General features: G+C 46.8%; 31 protein-coding genes, 1 tRNA gene, 1 pseudogene and 2 riboswitches. Of the genes and pseudogenes, 14 read left to right on the forward strand and 19 right to left on the reverse strand.

Annotated elements, in window-relative coordinates:
* Positions 1–4: 4 nt before the first annotated feature.
* The 7 genes from KNO95_RS04220 to KNO95_RS04250 all read right to left on the reverse strand — a co-directional run bounded on the left by KNO95_RS04220 (position 5) and on the right by KNO95_RS04250 (position 5,926).
* Positions 5–739 (reverse strand): energy-coupling factor transporter transmembrane component T family protein, encoded by a 735-nt coding sequence (locus KNO95_RS04220; RefSeq protein WP_214701972.1) that lies wholly within the window; start codon positions 737–739, stop codon positions 5–7.
* Entirely contained in the window at positions 721–2,064 is a 1,344-nt protein-coding gene (locus KNO95_RS04225; protein ID WP_214701970.1) for an ABC transporter ATP-binding protein, read from the reverse strand. The genes KNO95_RS04220 and KNO95_RS04225 overlap by 19 nt, the downstream gene beginning before the upstream one ends.
* Positions 2,057–2,632: an ECF transporter S component gene (locus KNO95_RS04230; RefSeq protein WP_012726387.1), complete on the reverse strand. Its 576-nt coding sequence runs from the start codon at positions 2,630–2,632 to the stop codon at positions 2,057–2,059. Before KNO95_RS04230 ends, KNO95_RS04225 begins: the two co-directional genes overlap by 8 nt.
* Entirely contained in the window at positions 2,625–3,215 is a 591-nt protein-coding gene (locus KNO95_RS04235; RefSeq protein ID WP_214878356.1) for a Ykof family thiamine-binding protein, read from the reverse strand. The genes KNO95_RS04230 and KNO95_RS04235 overlap by 8 nt, the downstream gene beginning before the upstream one ends.
* An 82-nt stretch (positions 3,216–3,297) precedes the next feature.
* Positions 3,298–3,398: riboswitch (TPP riboswitch) on the reverse strand.
* Between the two features lie 59 nt (positions 3,399–3,457).
* Positions 3,458–4,657 carry a GTP-binding protein gene (locus tag KNO95_RS04240; RefSeq protein ID WP_026825911.1) on the reverse strand — a complete coding sequence of 400 codons (1,200 nt, stop codon included), beginning with the start codon at positions 4,655–4,657 and terminating at the stop codon, positions 3,458–3,460.
* Between the two features lie 108 nt (positions 4,658–4,765).
* Positions 4,766–5,032, reverse strand: coding sequence for a hypothetical protein (locus KNO95_RS04245; protein WP_026825910.1), 267 nt, complete (start codon positions 5,030–5,032; stop codon positions 4,766–4,768).
* A gap of 12 nt (positions 5,033–5,044) precedes the next feature.
* Positions 5,045–5,926, reverse strand: coding sequence for an SMP-30/gluconolactonase/LRE family protein (locus KNO95_RS04250; RefSeq protein WP_214878359.1), 882 nt, complete (start codon positions 5,924–5,926; stop codon positions 5,045–5,047).
* Between the two features lie 137 nt (positions 5,927–6,063).
* Here KNO95_RS04250 and KNO95_RS04255 point away from each other — a divergent pair, with 137 nt between their 5' ends.
* Entirely contained in the window at positions 6,064–6,672 is a 609-nt protein-coding gene (locus tag KNO95_RS04255; RefSeq protein WP_353048115.1) for a class I SAM-dependent methyltransferase, read from the forward strand.
* A gap of 36 nt (positions 6,673–6,708) precedes the next feature.
* On the opposite strand, the gene rlmN is transcribed toward KNO95_RS04255, so the two are convergent.
* Together rlmN and KNO95_RS04265 are read right to left on the reverse strand one after the other, a co-directional pair.
* Positions 6,709–7,770: a dual-specificity RNA methyltransferase RlmN gene (gene rlmN / locus KNO95_RS04260; RefSeq protein WP_214701965.1), complete on the reverse strand. Its 1,062-nt coding sequence runs from the start codon at positions 7,768–7,770 to the stop codon at positions 6,709–6,711.
* 65 nt (positions 7,771–7,835) lie between these two features.
* Entirely contained in the window at positions 7,836–9,242 is a 1,407-nt protein-coding gene (locus KNO95_RS04265) for an amidase family protein (RefSeq protein WP_251125020.1), read from the reverse strand.
* A gap of 113 nt (positions 9,243–9,355) precedes the next feature.
* On the opposite strand from KNO95_RS04265, the gene KNO95_RS04270 reads away from it, so the two are divergent.
* From KNO95_RS04270 to KNO95_RS04285, 4 genes are all read left to right on the forward strand, one after another.
* The gene (locus KNO95_RS04270; protein ID WP_214701963.1) at positions 9,356–9,517 is read left to right on the forward strand and encodes a hypothetical protein; all 162 of its coding nucleotides are present in this window, start codon (positions 9,356–9,358) and stop codon (positions 9,515–9,517) included.
* Positions 9,518–9,561: 44 nt separating this feature from the next.
* Positions 9,562–9,661: riboswitch (SAM riboswitch) on the forward strand.
* A gap of 67 nt (positions 9,662–9,728) precedes the next feature.
* Entirely contained in the window at positions 9,729–10,253 is a 525-nt protein-coding gene (gene msrA, locus KNO95_RS04275; RefSeq protein ID WP_214878363.1) for a peptide-methionine (S)-S-oxide reductase MsrA, read from the forward strand.
* Between the two features lie 100 nt (positions 10,254–10,353).
* On the forward strand, positions 10,354–10,875 hold the full coding sequence (locus KNO95_RS04280; protein WP_214701961.1) for a DM13 domain-containing protein: 522 nt from the start codon (positions 10,354–10,356) through the stop codon (positions 10,873–10,875).
* A 143-nt stretch (positions 10,876–11,018) separates the two neighbouring features.
* A complete protein-coding gene (locus KNO95_RS04285) occupies positions 11,019–11,264 on the forward strand; it encodes a hypothetical protein (RefSeq protein ID WP_214701960.1) in 246 nt (81 codons plus the stop codon).
* Positions 11,265–11,487: 223 nt separating this feature from the next.
* Here KNO95_RS04285 and KNO95_RS04290 read toward each other — a convergent pair whose 3' ends face one another.
* The 4 genes from KNO95_RS04290 to KNO95_RS04305 form a co-directional block, all read right to left on the reverse strand.
* Positions 11,488–13,044 carry a class I adenylate-forming enzyme family protein gene (locus tag KNO95_RS04290; protein ID WP_353048116.1) on the reverse strand — a complete coding sequence of 519 codons (1,557 nt, stop codon included), beginning with the start codon at positions 13,042–13,044 and terminating at the stop codon, positions 11,488–11,490.
* Positions 13,025–13,822: an SDR family NAD(P)-dependent oxidoreductase gene (locus tag KNO95_RS04295; protein WP_251129243.1), complete on the reverse strand. Its 798-nt coding sequence runs from the start codon at positions 13,820–13,822 to the stop codon at positions 13,025–13,027. Before KNO95_RS04295 ends, KNO95_RS04290 begins: the two co-directional genes overlap by 20 nt.
* Before the next feature lie 185 nt (positions 13,823–14,007).
* Entirely contained in the window at positions 14,008–14,430 is a 423-nt protein-coding gene (locus KNO95_RS04300; RefSeq protein ID WP_214701958.1) for an SRPBCC family protein, read from the reverse strand.
* Between the two features lie 210 nt (positions 14,431–14,640).
* Positions 14,641–15,504 (reverse strand): GRP family sugar transporter, encoded by an 864-nt coding sequence (locus KNO95_RS04305; RefSeq protein WP_214878367.1) that lies wholly within the window; start codon positions 15,502–15,504, stop codon positions 14,641–14,643.
* A 123-nt stretch (positions 15,505–15,627) separates the two neighbouring features.
* Here KNO95_RS04305 and KNO95_RS04310 point away from each other — a divergent pair.
* The 3 genes from KNO95_RS04310 to KNO95_RS04315 all read left to right on the forward strand — a co-directional run bounded on the left by KNO95_RS04310 (position 15,628) and on the right by KNO95_RS04315 (position 16,771).
* Positions 15,628–15,700, forward strand: a tRNA-Ala gene (locus KNO95_RS04310).
* 111 nt (positions 15,701–15,811) lie between these two features.
* Positions 15,812–16,144, forward strand: a complete 333-nt coding sequence (locus KNO95_RS14395) for a four-helix bundle copper-binding protein (RefSeq protein WP_251129244.1) — start codon at positions 15,812–15,814, stop codon at positions 16,142–16,144.
* Between the two features lie 60 nt (positions 16,145–16,204).
* Complete coding sequence (locus KNO95_RS04315; protein WP_026825897.1) at positions 16,205–16,771, forward strand: 3'-5' exonuclease; 567 nt, start codon at positions 16,205–16,207, stop codon at positions 16,769–16,771.
* 23 nt (positions 16,772–16,794) lie between these two features.
* Here KNO95_RS04315 and KNO95_RS04320 read toward each other — a convergent pair whose 3' ends face one another.
* From KNO95_RS04320 to KNO95_RS04340, 5 genes are all read right to left on the reverse strand, one after another.
* On the reverse strand, positions 16,795–17,856 hold the full coding sequence (locus tag KNO95_RS04320; RefSeq protein WP_051545972.1) for a bifunctional glycosyltransferase family 2/GtrA family protein: 1,062 nt from the start codon (positions 17,854–17,856) through the stop codon (positions 16,795–16,797).
* Between the two features lie 90 nt (positions 17,857–17,946).
* Positions 17,947–18,936, reverse strand: coding sequence for a sodium:calcium antiporter (locus KNO95_RS04325; protein WP_214701956.1), 990 nt, complete (start codon positions 18,934–18,936; stop codon positions 17,947–17,949).
* Positions 18,937–19,123: 187 nt separating this feature from the next.
* The gene (locus KNO95_RS04330) at positions 19,124–19,972 is read right to left on the reverse strand and encodes an HD domain-containing protein (RefSeq protein ID WP_214878370.1); all 849 of its coding nucleotides are present in this window, start codon (positions 19,970–19,972) and stop codon (positions 19,124–19,126) included.
* Positions 19,973–20,073: 101 nt separating this feature from the next.
* Positions 20,074–20,778: an SDR family NAD(P)-dependent oxidoreductase gene (locus KNO95_RS04335; protein WP_034771036.1), complete on the reverse strand. Its 705-nt coding sequence runs from the start codon at positions 20,776–20,778 to the stop codon at positions 20,074–20,076.
* Positions 20,779–20,817: 39 nt separating this feature from the next.
* The gene (locus KNO95_RS04340) at positions 20,818–21,363 is read right to left on the reverse strand and encodes a glycerol-3-phosphate responsive antiterminator (protein WP_026825892.1); all 546 of its coding nucleotides are present in this window, start codon (positions 21,361–21,363) and stop codon (positions 20,818–20,820) included.
* Between the two features lie 116 nt (positions 21,364–21,479).
* Here KNO95_RS04340 and KNO95_RS04345 point away from each other — a divergent pair, with 116 nt between their 5' ends.
* Both KNO95_RS04345 and KNO95_RS04350 read left to right on the forward strand, forming a co-directional pair.
* Complete coding sequence (locus tag KNO95_RS04345) at positions 21,480–21,905, forward strand: GNAT family N-acetyltransferase (protein WP_026825891.1); 426 nt, start codon at positions 21,480–21,482, stop codon at positions 21,903–21,905.
* Between the two features lie 25 nt (positions 21,906–21,930).
* A complete protein-coding gene (locus KNO95_RS04350; RefSeq protein ID WP_214701954.1) occupies positions 21,931–23,097 on the forward strand; it encodes a cation:proton antiporter in 1,167 nt (388 codons plus the stop codon).
* Positions 23,098–23,145: 48 nt separating this feature from the next.
* On the opposite strand, the gene KNO95_RS04355 is transcribed toward KNO95_RS04350, so the two are convergent.
* Complete coding sequence (locus KNO95_RS04355; protein ID WP_026825889.1) at positions 23,146–23,766, reverse strand: DedA family protein; 621 nt, start codon at positions 23,764–23,766, stop codon at positions 23,146–23,148.
* Positions 23,767–23,854: 88 nt separating this feature from the next.
* Between KNO95_RS04355 and KNO95_RS04360 the strand changes: the two genes are divergently transcribed.
* The 4 genes and pseudogenes from KNO95_RS04360 to KNO95_RS04370 all read left to right on the forward strand — a co-directional run bounded on the left by KNO95_RS04360 (position 23,855) and on the right by KNO95_RS04370 (position 26,423).
* Positions 23,855–24,418, forward strand: coding sequence for a DNA-3-methyladenine glycosylase I (locus KNO95_RS04360; protein ID WP_200868279.1), 564 nt, complete (start codon positions 23,855–23,857; stop codon positions 24,416–24,418).
* A gap of 120 nt (positions 24,419–24,538) precedes the next feature.
* Positions 24,539–24,985, forward strand: a pseudogene (locus tag KNO95_RS04365) (sodium:solute symporter family transporter); the annotation flags it as partial.
* Between the two features lie 53 nt (positions 24,986–25,038).
* Positions 25,039–25,167 (forward strand): hypothetical protein, encoded by a 129-nt coding sequence (locus KNO95_RS14455; protein WP_285800470.1) that lies wholly within the window; start codon positions 25,039–25,041, stop codon positions 25,165–25,167.
* A 113-nt stretch (positions 25,168–25,280) separates the two neighbouring features.
* Positions 25,281–26,423, forward strand: a complete 1,143-nt coding sequence (locus KNO95_RS04370) for a CapA family protein (RefSeq protein ID WP_214878375.1) — start codon at positions 25,281–25,283, stop codon at positions 26,421–26,423.
* Positions 26,424–26,539: the final 116 nt, after the last annotated feature.

Here is a 26,539-nt window from a genome sequence, read left to right on the forward strand (position 1 = left end):
CTTTTTATATCCCTACCCAAATTGAAAGACCGAACAGTGTGAAGAACACACCTGACCACATGTAATCGGACGGTTTGACGTCAATCCGCTCATAGACGGTCCGTTTCCCACTCGTGAATCCTCTCGCCTCCATCGAGAAGGCGACACGTTCCGCCCGTCGGATCGAGCCTGCTAATAGCGGGAGAAGTAGTTTCGGCACATGCCGAACGCGTTCCCATTTTGTATCAAGAGGAACGCCACGAAGACGATGTGCGTATTGAAGCTGATACATTTCCTGTTGCATTAACGGTAGGAAACGGAATCCAACGAGTGCACTATAGGCAATCGTCGGCGACAGCTTCGCCTGTTGCATCAGACTCATGACGAATCGTTTCGAATCGGTCGTCAACATGAAAAGAAGCGACAACACGGTGAACGCCAAAACACGTAGACTAAGAGAGATAGCGACGCGCGCCTCTTCTTTCGAAATGTCCTGACCGAGAAGGGTCACCCACGTTTCTCCCTCGAGCTCTTTCCCAAATACGAGCGTCGTCCAAAATGTTCCGAGCGCCGTGATGAGAAACGGGATCAAGAACAGGCTCCACCTTTTCCATGACACGTCCGTCGCCAAGGTCTGGATCACTAACGTACCGGCGATGATGACGAGTGGGGTCCACGGGTTATAAAACAAGGCCAGTCCGAACATCATAATCGTGAACGTCATAAACTTGACCGTCGGATTCATATCATGGAGTGACATCGTTGCCTCCCTCCCACTAACCGATAATGATGAAGTTTCTCCGTGTCCTGCCAAAGTTCATCCCCGAACGGTCCTGAGAGTACCCCATCCTTCATCAGATAGAACGTATTGGCGATGTTGGCGAACGACAAGTCATGGGTCACGAACAGGATCGTCTGTCCCTTTTTCGCATGTCGCTTCATTAACATCTCGAGTGCATGGAGTGACGGCTCGTCCTGCCCTGCCGTCGGTTCATCAAAGGCAAGCAACTGTTTGTTTGAGAGTAACTGGATCCCGACAGCGAGTCGTCGCTTCTGCCCATGACTGAGCGAAAGTGGATGGAGAGATCGTTTATTCTCGAGTGATAGATCCTCCAACACGATATCAATCGATTCCTCATGGCCAAACTGCAGTTCTTGCTCGACCGAATTCATGAAAAATAAGTGTTCCGGAGATTGAGGGACGAGTCCGACACGGCGATCACATTCCGTCAAACTTCGTAAAAACGTCGACTTTCCGCTCCCATTCGGACCCAAAATGGCGATCACTTCCCCAATGCGAACTTGAAGTGTCACACTTTTTAATTGGAATGTGTCACGCACCACCTCGTCGACCACATAGTGCTCGACTTCTTGTTGTGGTGTTGACGACGGTGTGAATGTAAAATCATCGACCGATCGAAACGGTTCGTTACGTACAATCCGTCCTTCTTCAAGTTCGATCTGCCAATCAAAAAAGTCTCCCCACATATGCGCGCGATGTTCGACAACGATGACGTTCACGTCATCCATTTGATCGAGCCATTCGACGAATCGATACGCGGTCACCGGGTCAAGGTGCGTCAACGGCTCATCGAGAAGCAACCATTCCGGTTGTCCAACCATGGCGCAGGCGACGGCAATCCGCTGTTTCTCCCCGCCTGACAAGGAATCGATGAGTCGATTTCGATAATCGGTCAGTTGGAGTGACTCGAGAATCTCTGTCACGCGCTGATCGATTACCTCGACTTGTGTCTCCAAATTTTCGAGTGTGAAGATGAGTTCCTCTTCCACCCGTTCCATCACGAACTGTGTGTCCGGGTCTTGGAACACGGTCCCGACCCGCTGATTGATCTCGCCCGGTGCATAGTCGTCGTGTGAACGTCCGAACAGTTCGAGTCTGCCTTCAAGGATCCCATCACAATTCTCTGGATAGAGACGGTTGAATAGCGCAAGAAGCGTCGATTTCCCACTTCCGCTCGCTCCGCTCAATACGGTACGTCCAGGTCGTATGGAAAGTGTCACCTCTTTTAAAATGGTGTCCTGACTTTCTGGAAACCGGAATGAAAGCGATTCTGTCTCAACCATGGACGTTCCCACTCCGAGCGATTGCATAGCCGCGAAGTGACCCTGTCTTGAGCAACAGGTCACTGAGCAACTTCCCACCGATTCCTGCGATGACCATGCCACTAACCGCACGGAGCCCGAACATCGTCGCTACATATCCCGGTTCAAGCATCGCAAATCCGCTCATGAAGTAGGTGTACACGAAACTCGTGACGGCCGAGCCAAATCCAGCAAGCATGAGAACCCATAGCTCATATCGACGATAACCCGTCATTGCAAAGACGGCTTCAGCACCAAGACCTTGAACGATGCCGACCAGGATGATGCGCGGTCCGATCGCATTCCCAATCAACATTTCAATCGTCGCAGCCATCACTTCCGAAATGAAGGCAGCACCCGGTTTTCGAATGATATACGCCGAGATGATTGACACGATGAACCAGATACCGAAGATCCACTCATAGGCGATTGGTCCAATCAACCCTGCCCATAAATTCCCGATATGGACGAACAATAAATAGACAACGGCAAAAACGACAGACAATACGGAGACGAGAACGACCTCTTTCAATTTCCACGACTTAAGCATGTTGACCTCCATGTGACGGACTGTTCACACTGAACGTCACCGTCATGACGACGTGTCGATTCTTCTCGCGCGTCCGGTTGAACGCCGCCTCGTAATACGAGAACACATCATCCAAATTCCCATGAATTCCTGACGCGTAGTGCATTGAGTCATTATACACACCAGCCTGTTTCGCTTGTTCGATTTCATCATAGATGAGATCCATATAGTTACCTGCACCCATCGGATAAAGCGCGAACTGTGAAGAGACATACTGCTCTCTTGACATTCCATTCAATGTTTGTGGTGGTGCATCGAGCGCCTCATCCCCAGCCGAATCTCCCGGACATCCGACGGAGAAGGTTCCGCTCATCGAGACATGGCGTCCTTCTTCCGAAGCCAGACTCAAGACTGTCCGTGCGACGTCGAACACGTGCTCGACGCGCCCTCGGATCACGGTCGATACGTCATCCGTATGTCGCCACACACCTGTCATATTTGTTCCTTTCAATGCTCCTTTAATCGTCCCGACAAAGTCATCTGTCATCGGGCTAAGCGTGAAGCGAAATCCGACAATCGGACTCGTGCCACATGATTCATTCATCTTGTTTCCCCCTCTATATGTGTTTGCATAGAAAAAGCCGCATTCATGAGAATGCAGCAACAAAATCTATACAAACTTGCATAGAGAAAGTGCCGCACTTCCTCACGCCAGTATTACCTGGATCGAGTTATAAGGGATCGGAGCCATGCTCTCATCTCAGCCGAAGCACCCCTAGTGCAGTCATTGATATGCGGTTACTTATGCAGTCACAGTATAGCGATGTTTCGTCACTTTGTAAACGGTCAATCTGAATAAGTGACGAGTTGGCCATTACCAGGAAGTGGGTCATGGAAGGCATTCCACGGCTCCACCATCTCCTCATCCGTCAACAAGCAAGCATCAAGTGACCGCTCGACCGTCTCCCGGTCCATCCGTTGACCGATGAGGACCAATTCGTTCTGTCGATCTCCGTACGGCTCGATGTAGTCCTCGCGTAGTTCAGGTTCTGAGGCAAACATCGCCTCTCGTTCATTCTCCGGAAGTGTCGCTAGCCAACGGCCCGCGTGTTCGAGCGTCGACGCGTATCCGGCTTGAGAGAAGAGACAGGCAAGGTCGTTCCGTGACGCGATCCATAAGAACCCTTTGGCGCGAACGATTTCTTCTGGATAATGCTCCATCCAATTCATCAAACGCTCAGGATGGAACGGTCGACGACGACGGTAAACGAACGAACTGATCCCATACTCTTCCGTTTCCGGCGTATGTTCTTCTGCCTCGAGCTCTTGAATCCATCCCGCCGCATGCATCGCCTGATCGAAATCGAACAAACGGACGTCTAGTAGATTGTCTAACGCCACGTCCGAGTAGGTCGAAGTCAACAATCGTGCGCTCGGGTTGAGCGTCTTGAGCAGACCCTTCATCTCCTGCAGCTCCGCTTCAGTCACCCGGTCCGCCTTATTCAATACGATGATATCCGCAAATTCGACTTGGTCGACGAGTAGGTCGACGACTTCGCGAACGTCACCTGTGTCGACGGCTTGTTGACGTTCCATGAGCGATTCACCGGAATTGAAATCCTTGAAGAAGCGGTACGCGTCGACGACGGTGACCATCGCATCGATATAGACACGGCTCGTCAAATCGATCCCAAGGGCGTCGTCGGCATACGTGAACGTCTGTGCGACGGGAATTGGCTCGGAAATCCCTGATGACTCGATGATAATCCCATCGAGGTCACGATTCTTTGTCAGCTCATCGACAGCCGTGAGCAAATCTTCACGTAACGTACAGCAAATGCACCCGTTCGAGAGCTCGACTAACTTTTCATCGGTACGGGAGAATCCGCCCTGTTCAATCAACTTCTCATCGATGTTCAACTCACTCATATCGTTTACGATGACCGCATATTTTTTGTGATCACGGTTATGTAAAATGTGGTTGAGCAGTGTCGTCTTCCCGCTACCAAGATAACCTGAGAGTACCGTAATTGGAATTCGTTTCATGATGGACCTCCGTTAAATAGTAATCATTACTCTTTGTATAATGTAACGGTTCCACCCTTTTGTCAATAAAAAAACACGCCTCATCGACGTGTTTTCATGAACATTCAATTATTCTTCCAACGCTTTCCGTTCTGCTTCTGAACGCGGATAGGCGTTCGCTTGCCACTCGGCTCGATAAATGGAGTCGAGCTGCGTCAATCCGACTTCATCCTCGTCCTTGTCCGAATCGACACTCGGGACCTCGTCCCACTTCGGATCGAGATAAGAATGATCCTCTTCCCGCGCTCGACTTTCTTGTAATTTTTGAATTCCCACCTTGACCGCTGCCGCAACTGCCAATCCAATACCTGCTCGCACTAACAGTCGTTTCACCATCGTATGTCCTCCTCAACGCCCAAAGCGATAAAGCGGCATCCCTTTCACATCTGTCTCGATAATAAATACCGATCCAGCGTCCGGATGTTCGGTTAACGCCTCCTCGTCCATCCCTTCACGTGCTGTTGTGATGGCTAATCGATTGAGACCATCCCCGATGAAGGCGCATGATGTGACATTCGGGGCAGGGACGTGAACTTCTAACACTTTTTCACCGGTCGATGGATCCCAGCGAGATACTTTACTTCCTGCATAATGTGCGATCCATAAAAAACCTTCCGTATCCGATGTCATGCCATCCGGGAAGCCGTCCTCTTCCGAAAAGTCGATGACGACCTTTCCGTTCGACAATGTGCCGGTCTTCATGTCAAAATCATATTGTCGAATTTTTTCGGTCGGTGTATCAATATGATAAAAAACGGAATGGTCAGGAGACCACGTCAACCCGTTTGAAAGTGTCAACTCATCCATAAGTGTTGTCGTCGTTCCATCGCGGTCCACCCGATAGAGAGATGCCTGATTCTCTTTATCGTCCAAGTGGAGCGTCCCGGCAAAAATACGACCGTACGGATCGGCTTTCCCATCATTAAAACGTAATCGACCTTCAGGGGCATCCAATTCGACAATTTTAATTAACTCCCGGTTGATTTCATCCCATTCATAAATCCCGTCTTTAAGACCAAGGACGACACCATCCGTCACTTTTGGAATGACGAAACCGACCTGTTTTCCGACCTCGAAAGAAGAAATCTCGTCTTCTCGCTCGTCATACCACCATAACGTATGCCCTTCGATATCCACCCAATAGAAACGCTTCAACTCAGCATCCCAACAAGGACCTTCACCAAGCGTATTTCGTACCCGAATCCACAACGACGCATCTATTCTTTCCATTACTTAGCCTCCACTCTATCCATTAGTTCAGAAATCTATTCCCTTCTCCCATCTGGACTATGCATGAATTCGAAAAATCGTAGAGGATTTCCACCCTAGTCTCATCATTTTGATATATTTATTGAAAGGTGAGAGGAGTGGATCATTTGTCTAAATGGAACGAACGTTACAATACCGATGAATATGTGTACGGAACGGAGCCAAATCAATTTTTACTCGACTTCATCACAACACATCGGCTTGAAGGAAAACATGTGTTAGCCATCGCGGAAGGAGAAGGTCGAAACGCAGTATGGCTCGCCACACTCGGACTCGACGTCGAAATGTGGGACGCTTCGAAAGTAGGGCTCGAGAAAGCGAATCGTTTGGCGACGTCACGAAACGTCTCCCTTCAGACGAAACAGATTGATTTGAATGAAGCGGACTGGCCAAACGAGGCGTATGACATGGTCATCTGTATCTTCGGCCACTTTCCTCCACATGTCAGAGAAAAGGTGTTCGCCGGTATTCGACAAACGCTTCGACCTGGTGGTTTGTTCCTGAGTGAAGTCTACTCTACACATCAACTCGCTTACGGGACAGGCGGACCAAAAGACGCCTCCTTACTGTACACCGAAGAAATGTTTCACCAACTCGAAGACGATTTCGTCCCTCTCGTCTTAAACGAGACGGTCGTCTGGCGAGAAGAAGGCACACTCCATCACGGCGAATCCGCTGTGATTCAATATGTCGGGCAAAAACAGTAAACGAATGGCCTCCCCGAGATTCGGAGAGGCCATTTTTCACTTCGCGCCTTCGACGTTCATATGCTTACTGCGGAGTTGACCGCATGCCGCATCGATGTCTGTCCCGTGCTCGAGACGGACACCAATGTTGACGCCACGTTTTTTCAAGATGTCGTAGAACGCCATGATGTCTTCAGGCGTGCTTCGCTCATATTGGATGTGCTCGTTGACCGGGTTGTATGGAATCAAATTGATGTACGACTTGTCTTTAATGTCTTCAATCAAGTCGGCGAGTTCTTCCGCATGTTCCGGTAAATCGTTCACTTTCGAGAGTAGGATATACTCGAAAGTGATTCGTTTGTTCGTCTTCTCGACGTAGTAACGAATCGATGGCATGAGTTGATCAAGCGGGAACGCCCGGTTGATTTTCATGATGCGTGTCCGAAGCTCATCATTCGGCGCATGAAGCGAGAGCGCCAAGTTGATGCGTAAGTCAAGGTCTGCGAACTTGTAGATCTTGTCCGCGAGCCCACTCGTCGACACGTTGATCTTACGCGGAGCGATCGCAAGACCACGCTCATCTTTGACGACACGCAAGAAGTCGACCAAGTTGTCGAAGTTGTCGAACGGTTCGCCGATTCCCATGACGACGATATGGCTGACGCGATCACCATCTCCTTCTTCATCGAGGAAATGTTGGACGGTCATGATCTGCTCGACGACCTCACCAGCCGTCAAGTCACGTGTCTTCTTCAACAACCCGCTAGCACAGAAGCTACAGCCGATGTTACATCCGACCTGTGTCGTCACACAGACCGAACGACCGTATTTATGACGCATGAGCACCGTCTCGATGTAGTGCCCATCATGTAATTTAAGTAAGAATTTGACCGTTCCGTCGCCCGCTTCCTGTTTGACGAACAGGTCTTGAGTCGAGATGACGTATTTCTCTGTTAAGTACTCGCGCACCTCGTCTCGTACGTTGAGGTCGTCCATCGATTTGACCCGATTGATGTAGAGCGAGTCCCAAACTTGACGTGCGTGGAAGGCACCGTATCCCGCTTCCGTACACTCATTTGTGAGCTGATCAAACGTCAACCCGTATATAGATGATTTCATTGTAATCTGTCCTTTCTCTAATCCGCATACGTACCATTGTAGCGGACGTGAGAGACGGGTGCAACTTACGAATAATCTGGAGGCGTCGGTCGTGTGATGAACTGTTCGAACGCATAAGCGACCCGAATCAAATCACGCTCCGCGTAGCTCGTCCCCGTGAACGAGAGGCCGAATGGGGCACCGCTCTCTTTCAGTTGATAAGGGATTGTAATCGTCGGATGCCCTGCTTTCGCACCCATGTCGTAGTTCATGTCATGTGGGAGGACGATTGCATCCAGTTTATGAGTTTGAAGCAATGCGTCAATCCCTTCTGTTTTTGCGAGACGGACGTCCGCGATGCGACGGTCGAGATAGCTCGCTTCGATCAGTTTTCCAGATCGGGCGTTCGCCTCTTCAAAGATGGTCTGGCCGTGCGGGATCGATTCAGGATGTTCCGCGTTCCACTCGATCAAATCGGAAAGCGTCTTAAATGGCACTGTCGTGTTCGCGAGATACGCCGCGACCCCGAGCTTGAATTCGTCGAACAGGATGTCCGCCTGCTCTAGCGCCGCATGCTTCGGCAGCGTGACCTCGACGAGTTCGATTTCGGCTTGTCGTAGCAACTGGATTGCCTGTTCATACAATCCGACTTCTTCGTCTGAAATGTCCGGTTTGACGAACCCGACGCGCATCCCGACCGCCTGCCTCACGTCGAGACATGTCACGTAAGGGGGGCCGACCGGTGTCTCAAGAGTCGCCGGATCCGATTCATCCTCACCACACATCGATTGTAAGGAGATGACCGCATCACGAAGCGTACGCGCCATCGGTCCTGCCGTATCTTGAGAACGTGAGATCGGAATGATTCCGGAGCGGCTGATCAATCCGACGGTCGGCTTGATCCCGACGATGCTGTTATGGACACTCGGATGGACGATTGAACCGCTCGTCTCGGACCCTACCGCAAGAAGAGCGAGGTTCGCCGCGACCGCAGAAGCCGACCCCGAACTTGATCCCCCGACATTTAACGCGTCGCCATATGGGTTCATCGTCTGTCCACCGACGGCACTCCATCCGTTCGGCATACCTTCCGTTAAAAAGTTCGCCCACTCGGACAGGTTCGCCTTCCCAAGGATAATAGCCCCGTCAGCCCGTAACCGTTTGACGAGCTCGGCATCTCGACCGGCGAAATGATGTCGCATCGCGGCGGCACCCGCTGTCGTGCGCATCAGACCGTTCGTCTCGATGTTGTCCTTGATCAAGACGGGAATACCGAGTAGCGGTTTGCGTACTCCTTTTCGGTAGGCTCGGTCTGCCGCCTCTGCTTCGAACAGGGCGTCTGGATTGACTTGAATGACGGCGTGAAGCCGTTCATTATATGTCGCAATCCGTCCTAAATAATAGGCGGTCACGTCTCTCGCCGTGAATTGTCCTTCTTTATACCCACGATGCGCACGTTCAATCGTCAGTTCATGTAATTGGATTTGTTCCATCATACATTCCTCCTTTATCTCTCCCCTTTTATTCGTGCTCTATGTCTGATTTCCTTTTCGTATCGCCAAGTCGATGTGTTCTTGTTACACTTAAGAAAAAACAGGAGGTTCCTATGACACGATCCTACATATTCGTGTTGCTAGCTGTGTTCGGTCTATTTTTCATACAGCTATACGGTGAAAATGTGCCTTATGGTACACCCATTTCCATCGCTTTGATTGGATTCATCATCGTCTTGACTGTTTTTCAGTTGAAACGAAAACCGAATCATTGACGAATGTATTTTGAGGGTGATATGATGCTCTCACCAACTACATATCGATATCAAGAGTGAACGAGAGATCTGGCTCCGCGACTTCACAGCAACCTGCCTTAGGCAAGGTGCTACGACCAGCAAGGGAAACCTTGGACGATATGACGAAAGCGCTCATGTCATCCGACGTGAGCGCTTTTTTGTTGAATGACGATTTGGAGGGAACGACAGAATGGAAAAAGCAACATTCGCAGGTGGCTGTTTTTGGTGTATGGTGACACCATTTGAGGAATTACCAGGGATTGAAGGCATCATATCCGGCTATATGGGTGGACAAGTCGCCAATCCGACATATGAACAAGTAAAAACCGGGACGACGGGGCACCTTGAGGTCGTTCAAATCACATATGATCCAGCATTATTCTCGTATGAACGTCTCCTTGAACTGTATTGGATTCAGACCGACCCGACCGATGACGGTGGTCAATTCCAAGACCGGGGACCTCAGTATGCCCCAGCTATCTTCTATCACACGGAAGAACAACAAGTCGCTGCTGAGACGAGTCGCGATGTGTTGGCAGCGAGTAGGCGCTTCACGGCCCCGATCGTCACGAAAATCATTCCAGCAACGACGTTCTTTGCTGCAGAAGACTACCATCAGGACTATCATAAAAAAAATCCGAAGCATTATAAGGAGGACCGGGCCATCTCGGGACGCGACGAGTTCATCGAGGAGAAGTGGACCGAGACAGCATGATGTTCAACTGACGCGAATTGAATGATTCGCGTCTTTTTATAAGCCCATGAATCGGGAAAAGGAATGTAACGATTCAAACACCTGAAAAGGAGGATTATATATGAAGACTCGTACAAAAATCATCATCGGAATCATCGGTATCGCCATCATAGCCATCGCCTGGTGGCTGATCTCCCCACTATTTTTAACAGAGACGGTCGACGAAGGGTTGCCACCGACAGCTGTCGAATCACCAGCCCCTGAAGAAGAAGCGGGAGAAGAGACGTCTGAGACACCGGAAGCACAACCGAGTCCAACCGAAGTAGCGGGTGTGTTCATGGACGGGGAGAAAAATTATGAGACGACCGGGACGATCCGCTCGGTCGAGGCAGAAGACGGGACATATCTCCGATTTGAAGAGTTCGAGACGACGAACGGTCCAGACTTATTTGTCTATTTGACAAAACCAGGTCAAGAGACGACCGAAGGCGTCAGTCTAGGGGCTCTAAAAGGGAATATCGGGAATCAAAACTACTTGGTCCCTAAGGATGTGAATCTAGAAGAGTACAACACCGTCGTCATCTGGTGCCGTGCGTTCAGCGCGACGTTCGGGACGGGAGAACTGACTGGAACAAGTGAATGAATTGACTGCAGGGCGGCTGAATGAATCGGCCACCCTCTTTTCATTTGAAATCGGCTAAAAAATAAAGACCAATCATCCAACATCAATTGTGTATATGCTATCATATATGTAAATAAGTGTAATTTCATTGAGGAGGGTCGATCATGGAGCAGACATTGCCACAACTATACAAACACTACTTTTGGAAGCGATTTTTTCTATTTTTCATTCCATTGATGGTGGTCGGCATACTATCCGAACCGATGATTATTCAGAATCCATTCGAAGAGCTCGAAGACTATGGAGCATTTGTGTTTTTCTTGGCAATTTATATCCTTGTACTCGGTGGATGGGCAGCTTTTATGACGTCGATGATGTGGCGGATCAAACAATTCAAATTGAAAAAGTAATCTTATTATCTATCTGTGGTTCCTACGTTTCGATTCATAACGATTTAACTATCCTTCTTTATTAACGATGCAACATGTTTAATAAACGATAATGTAATGATTGTCAAAAGAATGATCATCACATCTACCTTGAGATTCAAAAATATGGCATAAAACAATGGCTAAAAACGAAAAAACAAAAAGTAAACCATCCACTTTTATTATTTGATTCGCTCCTAAATATCTATTCATCTGCACGAGTGATCGTTTTAAGTCGTTTTCTGTCTAACTTTCCAACCTCTGTATAAGGCAACGCCTCCAAGAATACGATTTCTCGTGGAAACTGATATGTTGTCACTCGTTCGCGCAACCAGCTCACTAGTGCTTCTTCTGTTAATTTTTCGTCGTATACCTGTACATACGCCTTCAAGATGTGACCGGCGTACACATCCTCTACCCCGATGACAGCGGCGTCTTCGACATTCGGATGGTCGCGCATAACCGTCTCGACTTCCCCGGAGTAAATATTGTTTCCAGCAGAGATGATCAAGTCGTCTGTTCGTCCACACAAAAAATAATAGTCGTTCTCATCACGGTATCCGACATCACCCGTTTGAATCCAGCGGTTCTTCCTGTTTTGCATGGACCACTTATTTCGTATGCAAAATTCCCCGATGGCGCCTGGATCGACTTCCACCCCATCCTTCACTATCTGCAAGTCTCCTCCCGGAATCCTTCTTCCGAGCGTATTCGCATCATACTGTAAATCTTCTGGCGTGGCGATGAGATTTAAGCCCGCTTCCGATGTCCCATAGAGATTGTATAAGACGCTCCCTAACTCGTTATGTACTTCACGGACTAAAACGGGATGAAGCTTCGCACCACCGGATGCGATACATGCGAGGGAATGAAGTGATGTTGGATCGTGTCGTAACATTTTGTGGATCATGAGCGGGACGACCGTGACCACTTCTATCTTGTGTTGCCGAATGAGGTCACAGGCTCTCTGCACATCAAAGTTCTCCTGAATGACAACCTTTTTCCCTAGCGCTAGAAAAGATAAAAGAATGGCGATGCCGTAGCCATGGTAAATCGGCGTGGCAATATAGGCAGTGTTGAATAACGACAAAAGCAACCGGTTCAATAAAGCCGTGAATGGAGCTAGAAAGTGAAAGAGGGAGGGTTTGTGAATCACCTGTTTCGGACTACCCGTAGTGCCACCGGTCAACATCACGATTTTCCCGCTCGATGCGACCGGAAGCTTTCCTTGATGAGGTCGTTTCGAATCCGATAAACGATTGATTGATACCTTTTCCTTATGATAGCTGACGAGTGTCGAATGTTCGTAAGACGAGTTTTCAATAAAGTCTTCAAACTCCTCATCGTAAATCAAAAGATCGAATGATTGTTCTTCTACGAGCCGGTTGAACTGCAGTTGACTCATCGAACAATGAAGCATATAGATGTCAGCACCGAGTCGTGAGGCCGCAAACATCCCTTGTACGAAAGACGCGTGGTTTTTACATAGAAACGCCACTTTATGTCCTTTTTTAACCCCATACTGATCAGCCAAATGATGAGCAAGGTGTTCGCAACGTGTCTTTAGCTCCTGATATGTCACTGTTTCTCGACTGTCCACTAGAGCCGTTTTTTGACTCCCAGCTCTTTCAGTCAATGTAAAAAGCAGCATCAAGTTGATTCCGTTTTGACGGATTGCGACAAACAGACGGCTTAGGTTTGATGGTGATAGAAAATGGAGCTGCGACAAGACTTTCAATAACTTAACCATTCTTACTGTCACGCTCCTTTCTCTTAAGTAATGTAGGGACCATCCAGTCTATCGGTCTTCTGAAAACAAGAGACGCTACTTGACCGAGGAACAACCACCACGGCTTATATACTGTTCGTTTCGTATACAGGGCATGTCCAATCAGTTCCGCCACATGTACCGGTGACATGGCAGGCGAATGCTGATAAGCCAGCGTCGGTTTAATCATCGGTGTTTTTACTAGCGGTAGATATAGAGCCGTCGTGGAAATATTTTTGATTGTGAGTTCCGGACCCGCGGAGCGAAACCACGTATCGAATGCGGCTTTTGATGCCTGATAGGCCGCCCAGTGAGGAAAAGGATGAAGTAATACATTGATGGTCGACACATTGACGATCTGCCCGTTCTTCTTTTCGAGCAACGGAATGAGCGATAGTATCAATTGTACCGGAGCAAAATAATTGATTGCCATCGTCCGTGTGAAGTCATGGTACCGATCGAGCGACTCGGTGATGGGGCGATTGATGGAGATTCCTGCATTGCTGACGACAATATCCAATCCGTCCGGTAGTTGATGGAGATACGCCAGCAATCCTTTCCGTTCCTCTTCATTTCGAAGATCTGCCGGGAACACAGTCACCTTGGCTGACCCCTTTTCGATTTCAGACTTTATGACGTTCATGTCTGCTTCTCTTCGGGCAACGAGAATCAGATGCGCGGTTGTATCCGCTAGTAGATAAGCGAACGCCTGCCCGATTCCTGAGCTCGCTCCAGTAATCAATATCGTTTTCCGATCTAACTCTAATTTCATTTTCTGATGATCGAAGGAAGGAAATCGAAATAGAAATCTCTCTAGTAACGTGTAGTCATACATATAGCCAGCACCTTTTACTCATTTTCGTCTCGCACTAAGACAATCATTTAATCTAACATGACAAACAGCAGCGTCCACTTTAATTGAAAAGCGACCTGCTGTTCAAAGCCTCCGTTTATCTTTTATACACTCTTCCCATTCGCATATCGAGTGAAATTGTCGAGAATCGCCTGCCAGCCTTGTCGTTGCATTTCAACCGGATTCATCGATTCCGCATCAAACACCTCGACCATCTTCGTCTGATCCCCTTCTGAAGCAAATGAAATTCTGACTCTCCGTTCATCCTCAAGGCGATACTGAATGAGCTCATTTACTTCAACTTCTTCATATACTCCTTCAAAATCAAAGCCCATGCTCTGATCTTTTGCTTCCATCCGACTACGAAACTTCCCGCCGACCCGTAAGTCGTTCTCAGCCTCAATAGTATGCCAATCGTCAGACGCATGATTCCACTGTTTGATATGGTCAGGGTCTGTCCAGAGTTTCCATACTGTGTCGATTGGTGCATCGACGAGAGCTGATATCGTCACTACATTTGATTCCATGATTCGTTTCCCCTTTATTCTACAAATTTCTGATCAATCACGAATGCGTTGCACGTCCAATATAACGAACGCAACATGGGATTACTTCCCTATCGATTACATTATCTCCTGCTCTCCTTTCAACGATTAAAATTTACTCAAAACAAAAACCCTGAATGGCACTCTAGCACGAGTGCGCATTCAAGGTTCTTTTCAGTCCATAATTGAAAATTAACTCTTGGCAATCCCAAGCATAAATCCGGCAACAACAATCAAACCAATTCCCATAAAGACGAAGACACGTTCTTTTGTCGTCTTCTCTTCTTTCAAGAGGTAGATTCCACCGAGTGTCGCCACAACGACGTTTAATTGGGATAAGGCGAATGAGGTCGCAATCCCGACTTCTCCGCTCGAGACGAAAAGTCCAAAGTTCCCGATCCCCCAGGCAAGACCCGCCAAGATGTTTTTGAACGTACGCGGATCCAGTTTCTTGACGTCTTTCTCACGAAGACTGAAGAGAAGTGCTGTGATGAACATCCCGACGGATTGTGGAAGGATTGCCGTGATTCCCTCTACTTCAAAATAGTTCGTCAAAACGGCATACGTGACGTAACCGATACTTGAAACGAAGAGGACGAGTAGTCCCTTTTTCAAGGCGCCGGCACTATCTTTGTCTTTTTTCTGTTGATACGAAGTCATCGTCGCCCCGATGATGATCAAGACGAGCGCCGAGAACCCTAACCATAGCTCCGTCGTCGTCTGCCAGTCTCCGAGAACGATAACTCCAAAGAGAGACGTCCCGACGAGCTGCATGCCCGTACTGATTGGCATCGCCTTCGAGACACTTAAGATTTGGAATGATTGAAACTGTAAGTATTGACCGAGCGCCCAAAACGCCCCTGAGATAAACCCGGTCACGATGGCGAGTGTCGTGAACTCCGGTCGGAAGACGAGGGCAATCACTGCCGCCATGATCATCGCCCCGATGGTCGTTCCGATCAATTGCTGAATCGGTTTGCCTCCCACTTTCGACACGATGAGCGGAATACTTCCCCACATGAGTGCCGGTAAGAGTGCCAAAAGAATCATTTCCATAGAGCACACCTGCTTTCTTAATATAACGTCTAACATGAAATTCCCAGGCTTTTAATTTTATAAACCTAAAATGAAAAAGAGAATTGCCATAGCGAATACTAGGATGATATAATGATTTCGAACGGGGCATTAGCTCAGCTGGGAGAGCGCTACGCTGGCAGCGTAGAGGTCAGGGGTTCGAGCCCCCTATGCTCCATTAATTTGTCACATCTCGAATGAGGTGTGACTTTTTTATTGGCATGATGCGATTCAACCACTGAGTGAACGGGTAATGTTAGATAGACTTTTCATACAAGGGGGACTTCCGATGGAACGCACATCTGTAGAAGAAACATTGACGAGCGTGGTCGAATGCTTGCGCGCTTGCAACCACTGTTTCTCAAAAAGTTTACAAGAAGAGGATTTACACATGTTCACCGAATGCATCCGACTAACTAGGGAATGTTCTGACATTTGTACGCTAGCTTTAAACGCCTTAGAATCAGACTCCGCATTTTCTAAACCAATTCTCTCTCTATGTGCCCAAATATGCGACACATGTGCCGTCGAATGTGGCCGCCATCTTCATGACCATTGTCAGGCTTGTGCGAAAGCGTCTGAGCGTTGTTCGGAAGCTTGCCGTACACTCGTCGCTGCCTAAACACGACATTCGTCTAACTTTCTGTTAGACTTTTTTTATTGCTTAGAAAGAAGGTGGACCATGCAATATTCAATTTTCGCTCTTGATGTCGAAACCGCGAACCGCGACAGTCGCAGCATCTGTTCTGTCGGATGGAGCATTCTTGAGAATGGAGAAGTCGTCGAAACCGATCAACGACTCGTCAACCCGGAAGAAGAATTCGATATGCGCAACGTCCGCGTTCATGGTATTCGTCCGAGTGACGTTTGGGATGCGCCGGCATTACCAGAAGTACTTTCCTCTCTTTACCCGATTTTACGGGAAGTGGACCTCGTCATCGCACATAACGCCTCATTTGATATGGGTGCCTTGAGAAAGGCGATTGTGAAATATGATTTATTCGATTTCCCTACAATCGAGTACGGCTGCACCGTCAAACTGTCACGCAAACTATATCCCGGGTTACCAAACCATAAGTTGAACACGATGGCCGAGTATTTGAATGTACCATTTCTTCACCATGATGCCGCGGAAGATGCTCGCGTATGCGCCCTACTCATGCGTGATATGATGCACAAGACAAGTATTACGAATCCGAAAGAGTTACATCGCTATACGTCCGTCAAAACGGGAACGCTCGCATATTAAACCGGTCATGAAATCATGACCGGTTATTTTTTAAAAATCCATCGTTTTTGAACATAATAACTGATGAAAAAGAGAAAGCTATCCACGATAATTTTCAAGACGACTTCTCCTTGTCTAAATAGGAGAAACAGAAGATAAACCAATAGTGCCGAGATCGCCATTTGGAGAACGACGAGTCCAAAATACTTGGAAAGTGATCGACGTGCCTTCGAATGGAAGACTACTTTTCGATTGACAAAATAATTGAATAGAGAGGAAATGACTCGTGCGAGTACCGTTGCAACGATGACATGGGCTGTATCGAAGTACGGGGATAATAAATAGATGAAGACTGCATATACTCCAACATCGACAAGGAACGAAGCGACTGACGATATCGAATACATCAAGAACATCCGGTAAATCAAAATCGAGTCGAGTACCGGTCTGAAATGAGATGAATCATTTTCGTTCTCGTAAACCGTCTGAATGGTCGTTTGTTGAATGGGCACCTGTAGCCGTTTTGTGAACGTGAGCATATTCATCTCAAACTCGTATCGACTTCCCGGAATGTCCAATAATTGTCTTGCGTATCGCATCGGGATGGCACGTAACCCGGTCTGTGTATCTTTCAGTTTTAATCCGCTCCCAATCAACATAACGAGCCGTGTCGCCTGATTCCCAAATCGACTTCGAAACGGAATCTCCTCCCCACTAAAATCACGACATCCCATGATGAGATGGTGTGGCTTATTCACACCTTCCTCATATACGTTGACAACATCTTCAGGCAGGTGCTGTCCATCGGCATCGACTGTGATGACCCCTAAATGGTCAGGATACTTATTTACAATATATTGTAATCCTGTCTTCAAAGCAGCCCCTTTCCCTTGATTCTGATCATGGGTCAATACTTGATCAACTAAAGGTGTCACTGCATCAAAGGTCGATTGTGCTGAAGCACCGCTACCGTCATCGACGACGATAATCGATAAAAATCCATTTGCTCTCAACTTCTCAACGAGTGTGACGAGTGCACCATCAGGGTTATAGGCAGGAATTAAAATCGTATACGCTTGACGTGCTTCTACTTTATGCATTTGCATCGCCACCCCTCCTCTCCCTTCCCTTATACCCGAAGGAACGGATTCGCATGCCAACAGAAAAAGCATCAGCACGAGGCTGATGCTACAAAATCATCCGATGAAAATCAAATAGGAAGAAACAAAATAAACGACTAAGACGAGTAGTGAAGGTATCGCATACCGAACTTTCGACGTGACATTTTGACGGAGCACACTATACATAACAAGGATGGACAGAATCGTGATTCCGACCGCAGAGACGAGATGAGACGTCGAGACATCTGCCAAAATCGAACCGTTGCGATAGAATACATCTGACATAGCGATGATGAGCATGTTAAAAATATTGCTACCGAGAATCGAACCGAACGCTAAGTTTACGTTTCGAAGTTTAAGTGCCATGAAGACAGCGACTGCTTCTGGTAACGATGTTGATGCGGCGATTAAAAAGCTTCCGACAAAACTTGAACCGAGTCCCGTGACGACGGCAATCTGATCTCCTGTAATCGATAGGGCTGTACCTGCTGCCATAATCATGATAGCAGCAATCAGAAAACCAACGACTGCCCGTTTTAACGTGATGTCTTCATATTTACTGACGACAACTTCTTCCTCCACTTCTTGTTCAGCGACCGGATCTTTCGGCTGCTTACCGATATAGTAAATTCCAATCGCATAGAGAATGGCAATCAAGAGCGCGTCGATTCCGATTCCGATGAACGTCATATCAACACGGACGATCAAAGCAACCAATGTCGTGAAGGTCAATAATAAGCCGAGCCCCGCCGTATATAAATGGTCCCGGCTCGCATAGTTAAACAGTTGTTTTTGACGGAAATATAAGTCGAACATCGCCAAGATGAAAATATTGAATAAGTTGGACCCGAGCATATTCCCAATCGCGATATCGGGGTTATTAATCATGACGGCCGAAATACTCGTCGTCACTTCAGGTAACGACGTCGCCCCTGCCAATAGGACGGTTCCGATGAGCATCCCACCCATTTTCGACTTCTCTGTCATGACATCGGCGTAAGTGGATAATTTAATCGCGGCAAAGACCGTAATAGCCGCAGCTAATAAAAAATAAACAAATACCATTTTTTCTCCTCCTTGGATAAACAAAAAAGACCTTTTTATGGACGACAAAAACGCCCATAAAAAGGTCTTGCGTACTTGTAAAAGCTCGATGGACCGAGTGCAGACGCACTGTAATGACGACCCATCGACCACATATGTGGTCGCTACTCCCCTTTTTATCTTCCATTTGACTATAGCATGAACAAATCTAGTTGACAATCGAGTGACGCATGAGAATGACTAAATCCTTCACATCAAATGCAGTGCGATAACTGAGTTCCTTCAAGCCAGCAAGCGTTGATGGTGACGAAAGTTCCGGCCAACCGGATTGGTACAGTTGCTGTCTGAAACGTGCAACTTCTTCTTCATCACATGTCTCACGTCCAACGATTTCTCTTAATTCATACGCGGTCTGGCAAAGCGGTGCCGCTTCCTGGATCCAGATGTCCTCATCGAAATTAATGACAATCGATTCGAGTAATTGTCTTACTTTTCGATCCTTCGCATTCTTCTCACCATAAAATAACAAATGAAGTTCTTGTTCATATAAATCAATCAAATCCGTCGAGCTCCGAAATGGTTCAAGCGCTAACAACAACTCATGATAATACCAAGATTGGTCTCTCATCGGACGTTCGAAGCGTTGCCACACCTTCATCCCTTCCATTTCTAAATCATAGCGAATGGAACGGAGATTATGTAGCTTGACCGCCACGAACAGAGCAACTTCATCGAATTGAAGCGTTGACAGGCGTTGAAGGGTCATTTGCTTTCGTTGTTCCCAGGTCAAGTCTCGAATTCCCTCTGAGACCGCAAGAACGAGGCGAAGTACATCAGGACCAAACTTTGATAAAATTTCGTGCGGTTCCGTGTTGGTCTTCTCTATCACATCATGGAGTAGACCTGCTACAACGACAGCCGGTGGTTGTTGATCTGTTTCGAGTAGCAAAGCAACCGAAAAGGGATGAGACAAATATGGAATGGATGAACCATTACAATCCTGTCCTCCGTGACGTATAGACGAAAAGCGAATGGCCTCTTCTATGAGCGGGTTCATATCATGTACCCCCTTCTTTCGGATAAAAGCTCCAATATCTATTACCCGAAATTAGGCATAATTAACCTAAAAAACAAATTGGTATTAGGTGAAAAGTCTCATCACTCTTCATATATCATCTTCTTCGTCATACCACCATCAACAATGAGGTTTTGTCCATTCACAAAATCATTTTGTCGGTCAATCAAATAGCGCACCGCACGGACGATATCTTCCGGTTCACCGACCCGACCCGATGGATGTTGTTCATGATCGATCTCACGTAACGACTCATCAGACGTGTGAATCCACCCCGGGCTGATCGCATTTACTGTAATCGGTCGGTCGCTCAATGAGATGGCTAGCGAGTACGTTAGACTGACGATTCCACCTTTTGAAGCCCCATATGCATCCCAGTGAGGTTCGTTTTGCGATGCTCTTGTTGAAGCCATATTGACGATTCTTCCGTACGACTCATCTTTATTCAATTCTAAAAAGTATTTTGAACAACTAAATGTCCCGACTAAATTGACATCGATGACTCGTTTAAACGTGTCAACCTCGAGTTCATCAATCGGCTTGATCAGTGAAGCGATGCCTCCATTATTAATCAAGACATGGGCTCGACCAAATTGGTTATAGATCTCTTCGAAGACACGCTTGAGTTCAGACTTGTCACCGAGGTCAACCTGATAAAAATGTATACCTTCAACGTTTGGGTCTTCTCCAATGTCTAGCCCAATCACTTCATACTGATTTACGAAAGTTTGAGCAATCGCATAACCAATGCCTTGACTAACACCTGTCACAATCATCACGTCTTTCATCATTCATCCCTCCTAAAGGACTGTATACCCAAATCCTGATTAGTCGGACCATAGTTTTCGATTTGAGGTCGTAACAACACTCGCTCCCGCATCAAGAGCTGCTTGAACTTCTTCCGCTGTCTCGATTAGGCCGCCTGCGAATACCGGAATGCCTGTCCTTTCATGAACACGCTGTATATATTTCGGCACAATTCCAGGTAATACTTCGATATAGTCCGGTTTTGAACGTTCAATATGACGAATACTCTTTTCAAGTGAGAGTGAATCAATTAAAAACAAGCGTTGTACGGTCACGACACCTTTTTGCTTCGCCTTCACGATTACGTTTCCTTTCGTCGAGATAATGCCAAACGGTTTATATGTTTGACATATATATTCAGTCGCGAATTCATCCGCTTTCATTCCTTGTATCAGATCCATATGAATGAATACCTTTTTGTGATGGCTCCCCAGTAATTTAAAGATGGATTCCAATCGACTCATATGAATTTCCAATAACACGCCTAATTCGAGATCACTTGATAAAAAGCGTTCTAAATCACGCATGTCCCGTATCGCCGGCAAGAGTGATTGACCGTTTAACATCTGCTATTCCCCCTATCTCCTCTCTCATTATGCAGACAGCCGTTTTTAGAAATCAAGGTTTACTCATTCAATATATCGGGAAAGTAAAATTAACTTGTGTTGAGGGGGATTTTAGTATGGTCAATGAAGTCACAGTAAAGGTCGAAACGCCAACACCGGAACAGCATCAAGCGTTGCGCGTCAAGGCAGGAATGCCTCGTCGGTCTGATGAAAGTACGGTCAAAGGACTTAAGAATACGCTTTTTGGGATCTGTTTATACTTAGATGACGAGATTGTGGGGATGGGGCGTGTCGTAGGTGACGGCGGAATGGTCTTTCATTTAGTTGATATTGTCGTAGACCCTGAATGCCAAGGACTCGGTCTTGGAAAGTTGATTATGGAGCATATGATGGATTGGATTTTAACTGAAGCAGACGAAACAGCCATCATCAGTCTGATTGCGGATATCCCTGCAGATGGATTATATCGACAGTTCGGCTTTGATTACTCAAGACCTGAATCCGTAGGGATGGAGTATCAGTGGAATCAAGCAAACAGTTGAACCCCATCGTTAAAGGAGATGACTTATGGATGGATTAAACATCATCGTGTTGCTCGGATTGTCGCTCACTCTGATTTCCGTATTCAGCCTTCTGATTGAACGCCTATACTTCCCTAGCATTTTGGCGTTTATCGCCATCGGGGTAGGCGTTGGATTTTTCTGGGATGGAAACGAGGTATTCAAAGTCGCGGGTGAAATCGGAATCGTCCTCTTGTTTTTCTTGCTTGGTCTTAAGTTTCCCCTACGTCAGCTATGGAAACGGATGCGTAAAGTATGGAAAGCAGGAGTCCTTGACATCATCCTCTCGTTCGGTGTCTCATTTGGGATTGCCTTACTGTTTGGTTTGGATTTCCCTCGTGCTTTTTTAATCGGCGCCGTATTGTATGCGACAAGTTCTTCCATCTCGGCGAAGCTACTTGAGCGCCATTCCGAAAAACATGAAGATATTAAAGACTTTGTTCTCGCTTTACTCATATTCGAGGATATTTTTGCACCGCTATTACTAACGATTGCACCTTTCATTATTCAAGAGGAACCAGTGGCCCTGAGTGACATCGGAAGAGTATTCACAGGATTTCTCATATTCGGGGTACTGCTGTTCATTGGATCAAACTTCGTATCTAGACAGCAAAAGTTTTCTAAACATTTACTTAGGCAGGATGATGCTAGTATCGGTTTAATCGGACTTATTCTCTTTTTCGCCGGAATCGGGATGATGTTTGGCTTGTCCGAAATTTTAGGTGCGTTCATTGCTGGAATCATGTTAGCGGACATCCACGACGTCAGACCGCTCAAGCGATTGACTGTACCGGTTCGCGACTTATTTTTACCCATCTTCTTTATCTCATTTGGCATCTCAATCAATCTAGAGGAAGGTGTCATCGTAAACGCCCTATTCTTCGTCCTGATTGTGTGGGGCGTCTTATCGAAGTGGATTGTTGGTCGTGTCGGTGGAAGAATATACGGTCTGACACGAATCCAGGCCAATGAGGCCGGATTTTCGCTCGCTCCACGTGGCGAATTCTCTATATTATTTACCGCGCTTTCGAACGGAGCCATCAACTTGTTTGTCGGTCTCTATATTTTTGTATCCGCTATTGTCGGGATCATCTTATTCCGTTTCTCAGAATATTTGGCAGAAAAGACGGAACGGACACTCACGAAAGTATTGCCGGACAAGAAAAAAGAATAAGAGTGAACAGGCGAACCGTGACTCGGTCCGCCTGTTTTATCGTCTCCGTTAATCTTTTACCGTCTTTTTATGTTGACGTTTTTTTCGCCAGATCAGGTATCCTACCATACCGATCAGCAACAGACCGTAAATCGTGTAGGAATAAGCATCAAGATACGTGAGAATTTCTTTCCAGTTCTCCCCTACCTTCATTCCTATCAATATGAGAATCGTGTTCCAAATGGCTGTCCCCACAGTACTGAGGAGTAAAAATTTCAAAAACGGCATATTCGACATCCCCGCAGGTATTGAAATGAGACTTCGGACGACAGGCATCAATCGCCCAAAGAACACCATCCATCCCCCGTATCGGTCAAACCAGGCATCTGCTTTTTTGACATCCTCTATATCAAGACGCAACCACTTTCCGTATCGCTTCGTCCATTTCTCAATCTGTTCAACATCGAATAATAGACCCATTCCATATAACAGAATTGCTCCAAGTATAGCTCCGGTCGTTGAGGCTACGACGACTAGTATAATTGAAAGGTTCGTCTTCACAGCAAAAAAACCGCCAAACAATAAAACAACTTCAGAAGGGATTGGCGGAAATACGTTCTCAATAAAAATCATGAACGCGATTCCTATGTATCCATATTGTTCGATTACTGAAATCATCCAGTCGCTCATTTTAAATGTCCCCCATTCCCACTCTTTATACCCGTCGATTCGCAAGCATAACCGCCAAGACATGCTACACTTTACATAAAAGGAGCTGATGAATTTGGAAAGAATCTTTCGCTGTCCGTGGTGCGGTACCGACCCGTTATACGTCAGCTACCACGACAAGGAATGGGGAAAGCCCATACACGATGATACGAAACATTTTGAATGTTTGACCCTTGAGAGTGCGCAGGCTGGACTGAGTTGGATCACGATTTTACGAAAACGAGAAAATTATCGATTGGCCTATGCTAACTTTGAGGTACAACGAGTTGCCAGCTTTACCGATGAGGATGTGAAAAGACTTCTATCCGATAGCGGAATCGTGAGGAATCGTCGAAAAATCGAGGCGTCGATCAATAATGCAAAACAGTTTATCAAAATACAGGAAGAGTTTGGCTCGTTTGATTCATACATCTGGTCATTCGTCGATCATGAACCTATCATCAATGCATGGGATCGACTTGAAGATGTTCCCGCAACGACGGAACTATCTGAACAATTGAGTAAAGACCTCAAACGACGCGGGTTTAAGTTTTTAGGACCGACAACGGTTTATGCCCACCTACAAGCGACCGGTCTCGTCAATGATCACCTCACCTCTTGCACGTTCCGTTAATTTAAGACCAGCTATCAAAAACATTTTTACATTTCCCCACTTGTTGTGACAATATTTTGACAAAGTGATACTCAATCACTGAAATTATTTTCATATTTTTTATCTCTCGGGGGGATGTTGATGAACGGAATTTTAGTGTCTATCGTCGTGTACATGGCACTGATGGTCCTACTTGGGATCATCGCGTATCGGAGAACAAGCAGCATCGGAGATTACATGTTGGGTGGACGGGCGTTAGGTCCCGGGGTCGCCGCCTTATCTGCCGGTGCCTCGGACATGAGTGGATGGCTTTTAATGGGCTTGCCGGGAGCCATGTATGCAACAGGTGTATCAAGCGGTTGGATTGTCATTGGATTGACCATCGGCGCGTATTTAAACTGGTTATTGGTCGCTCCGAGATTGCGCATTTATTCATATATATCAGACGATACAATCACAATCCCAGACTTCTTTGAGAAACGATTCAAAGACACAAAAGGCGTGTTACGTTCTTTTTCAGCAGCTGTCACGCTCATCTTTTTCACACTGTATGCGACAAGCGGATTCGTCGCCGGCGGTCGTCTTTTCAATGGAAGAACTATGCCGCTTCTCTCTTCGGTACGTTTGGGACATTGTATGAAATGATTCCAGCATTCTTCTTGTCGGCGCTCGCCATCTACATCGTGAGCTTGATGACGCCGCCATCAAATGAGGTCGTTCAACGTGAGTTTGACCACATGCAAGACATGGTCAAGGAACATATCAAATAATTCTCATGACAGGTCAAAAACGACCTGTCTTTATTTATATAAGCAGGATTTTTCTTAATTATCGACGAATTTTATGGTTATCGAACGAATCTGTCGTGAAAAGGAGAATCGGGATGAAACCAATCAAAATCGTCTCTCGCCTTACCTTCCTGCCTAGCTTAGTTGTATTATTTGCTTGTAGTACGACTCCAGCAACAAATCAAGAAGTACCAGCAGAAGTAGAAGAACCCATTGTCGAGGTTCCTGAAGAAGCACCGCCCGTCGAACCTGAGCCGCTTGTTACGACGGCCTCTCTCTATGCGATCGGCGATGTACTTCTTCATGACTCGGTATACAACGCGGCTCGTGTCGATGACGGGTATGACTTTGATTCTGCGTTCGAACAGATTTCTCCGATATTGAGTCGCGCCGATATTTCAATTGCCAACCAAGAGAGTATGATTGGTGGAAGTGAAATCGGACTGTCGAGCTACCCGGCATTTAACAGCCCGTATGAGATTGGAGATGCTTTGAAACGGGCGGGAATCGATTTGGTCACGACCGCGAATAATCATACGCTCGACCGCGGGGTTCGTGCCATCGAGAACTCAATCGGGTATTGGAATGAAATCGGGATGCCTTATACCGGATCCTTTTTATCCGCTGAAGACAAAGCAAACATTCGTACGTTGACAGCCAATGACATTTCTTTTTCCTTCCTCGCATACACGTACGGGACGAATGGAGTCGTTCCGAAGCAGCCATATCACGTGAACTATATCGACCTCGCGCAGATGCAACCAGAGATTGAGAAGGCGGAACAGTCGACTGACATGACCGTCGTCTCCCTCCATTTTGGAACGGAGTACGAACCGTTACCGAATGAGGGTCAAACCGAACTCGCACAAGCGTTAGCAGACCTTGGGGTCGACATCATCATCGGTCACCATCCTCATGTGCTGCAACCTCCAGCGATGCTAGAAGGAGTCAACGGCAATCAGACATTTGTTGTCTACTCACTCGGTAATTTCCTTTCAGGTCAACAAGGGGATGATCGAAATACAGGTGGGATCATCGGGATTGATGTCGTCAAAACAATCGAAGATATCAGTGTGACTTTTGAATTGAAGAATCCCATGTTCTATCCGACGTTTGCTCGAAAATCTATCGGTGGACCGTATGAAGTCGTCCCATTAGAAGTTGCTCGCCCTAAACTCATCTCCCCTATCAGTAATCACATGTCTCAGTGGTTACCACAACTCAAGATTGAACAATGACAACCACGAAAAAAGTTCGTGGTTTTTCTTTTTTCAAAAAAAGGTTGCTACTTAAATTATTATCCCTTACACTAAATCGTATATTTATAAATAAAAACTAATAATTATTCATAAGG

It is taken from the genome of Exiguobacterium sp. ERU653, from assembly GCF_018617775.1.
GTDB classification, from domain to species: Bacteria; Bacillota; Bacilli; order Exiguobacteriales; family Exiguobacteriaceae; genus Exiguobacterium; species Exiguobacterium marinum.

What these genes read in the sequence shown, in the direction of transcription:
- KNO95_RS04220 (WP_214701972.1), bottom strand. Translation starts at nt 739, where the DNA reads ATGTCACTCCATGATATGAATCCGACGGTCAAGTTTATGACGTTCACG.
- KNO95_RS04225 (WP_214701970.1), bottom strand. Translation starts at nt 2,064, where the DNA reads ATGGTTGAGACAGAATCGCTTTCATTCCGGTTTCCAGAAAGTCAGGAC.
- KNO95_RS04230 (WP_012726387.1), bottom strand. Translation starts at nt 2,632, where the DNA reads ATGCTTAAGTCGTGGAAATTGAAAGAGGTCGTTCTCGTCTCCGTATTG.
- KNO95_RS04235 (WP_214878356.1), bottom strand. Translation starts at nt 3,215, where the DNA reads ATGAATGAATCATGTGGCACGAGTCCGATTGTCGGATTTCGCTTCACG.
- KNO95_RS04240 (WP_026825911.1), bottom strand. Translation starts at nt 4,657, where the DNA reads ATGAAACGAATTCCAATTACGGTACTCTCAGGTTATCTTGGTAGCGGG.
- KNO95_RS04245 (WP_026825910.1), bottom strand. Translation starts at nt 5,032, where the DNA reads ATGGTGAAACGACTGTTAGTGCGAGCAGGTATTGGATTGGCAGTTGCG.
- KNO95_RS04250 (WP_214878359.1), bottom strand. Translation starts at nt 5,926, where the DNA reads ATGGAAAGAATAGATGCGTCGTTGTGGATTCGGGTACGAAATACGCTT.
- rlmN (WP_214701965.1), bottom strand. Translation starts at nt 7,770, where the DNA reads ATGAAATCATCTATATACGGGTTGACGTTTGATCAGCTCACAAATGAG.
- KNO95_RS04265 (WP_251125020.1), bottom strand. Translation starts at nt 9,242, where the DNA reads ATGGAACAAATCCAATTACATGAACTGACGATTGAACGTGCGCATCGT.
- KNO95_RS04270 (WP_214701963.1), top strand. Translation starts at nt 9,356, where the DNA reads ATGACACGATCCTACATATTCGTGTTGCTAGCTGTGTTCGGTCTATTT.
- msrA (WP_214878363.1), top strand. Translation starts at nt 9,729, where the DNA reads ATGGAAAAAGCAACATTCGCAGGTGGCTGTTTTTGGTGTATGGTGACA.
- KNO95_RS04280 (WP_214701961.1), top strand. Translation starts at nt 10,354, where the DNA reads ATGAAGACTCGTACAAAAATCATCATCGGAATCATCGGTATCGCCATC.
- KNO95_RS04285 (WP_214701960.1), top strand. Translation starts at nt 11,019, where the DNA reads ATGGAGCAGACATTGCCACAACTATACAAACACTACTTTTGGAAGCGA.
- KNO95_RS04295 (WP_251129243.1), bottom strand. Translation starts at nt 13,822, where the DNA reads ATGAAATTAGAGTTAGATCGGAAAACGATATTGATTACTGGAGCGAGC.
- KNO95_RS04300 (WP_214701958.1), bottom strand. Translation starts at nt 14,430, where the DNA reads ATGGAATCAAATGTAGTGACGATATCAGCTCTCGTCGATGCACCAATC.
- KNO95_RS04305 (WP_214878367.1), bottom strand. Translation starts at nt 15,504, where the DNA reads ATGGAAATGATTCTTTTGGCACTCTTACCGGCACTCATGTGGGGAAGT.
- KNO95_RS14395 (WP_251129244.1), top strand. Translation starts at nt 15,812, where the DNA reads ATGGAACGCACATCTGTAGAAGAAACATTGACGAGCGTGGTCGAATGC.
- KNO95_RS04315 (WP_026825897.1), top strand. Translation starts at nt 16,205, where the DNA reads ATGCAATATTCAATTTTCGCTCTTGATGTCGAAACCGCGAACCGCGAC.
- KNO95_RS04320 (WP_051545972.1), bottom strand. Translation starts at nt 17,856, where the DNA reads ATGCAAATGCATAAAGTAGAAGCACGTCAAGCGTATACGATTTTAATT.
- KNO95_RS04325 (WP_214701956.1), bottom strand. Translation starts at nt 18,936, where the DNA reads ATGGTATTTGTTTATTTTTTATTAGCTGCGGCTATTACGGTCTTTGCC.
- KNO95_RS04330 (WP_214878370.1), bottom strand. Translation starts at nt 19,972, where the DNA reads ATGAACCCGCTCATAGAAGAGGCCATTCGCTTTTCGTCTATACGTCAC.
- KNO95_RS04335 (WP_034771036.1), bottom strand. Translation starts at nt 20,778, where the DNA reads ATGAAAGACGTGATGATTGTGACAGGTGTTAGTCAAGGCATTGGTTAT.
- KNO95_RS04340 (WP_026825892.1), bottom strand. Translation starts at nt 21,363, where the DNA reads ATGTTAAACGGTCAATCACTCTTGCCGGCGATACGGGACATGCGTGAT.
- KNO95_RS04345 (WP_026825891.1), top strand. Translation starts at nt 21,480, where the DNA reads ATGGTCAATGAAGTCACAGTAAAGGTCGAAACGCCAACACCGGAACAG.
- KNO95_RS04350 (WP_214701954.1), top strand. Translation starts at nt 21,931, where the DNA reads ATGGATGGATTAAACATCATCGTGTTGCTCGGATTGTCGCTCACTCTG.
- KNO95_RS04355 (WP_026825889.1), bottom strand. Translation starts at nt 23,766, where the DNA reads ATGAGCGACTGGATGATTTCAGTAATCGAACAATATGGATACATAGGA.
- KNO95_RS04360 (WP_200868279.1), top strand. Translation starts at nt 23,855, where the DNA reads ATGAATTTGGAAAGAATCTTTCGCTGTCCGTGGTGCGGTACCGACCCG.
- KNO95_RS14455 (WP_285800470.1), top strand. Translation starts at nt 25,039, where the DNA reads ATGATTCCAGCATTCTTCTTGTCGGCGCTCGCCATCTACATCGTGAGC.
- KNO95_RS04370 (WP_214878375.1), top strand. Translation starts at nt 25,281, where the DNA reads ATGAAACCAATCAAAATCGTCTCTCGCCTTACCTTCCTGCCTAGCTTA.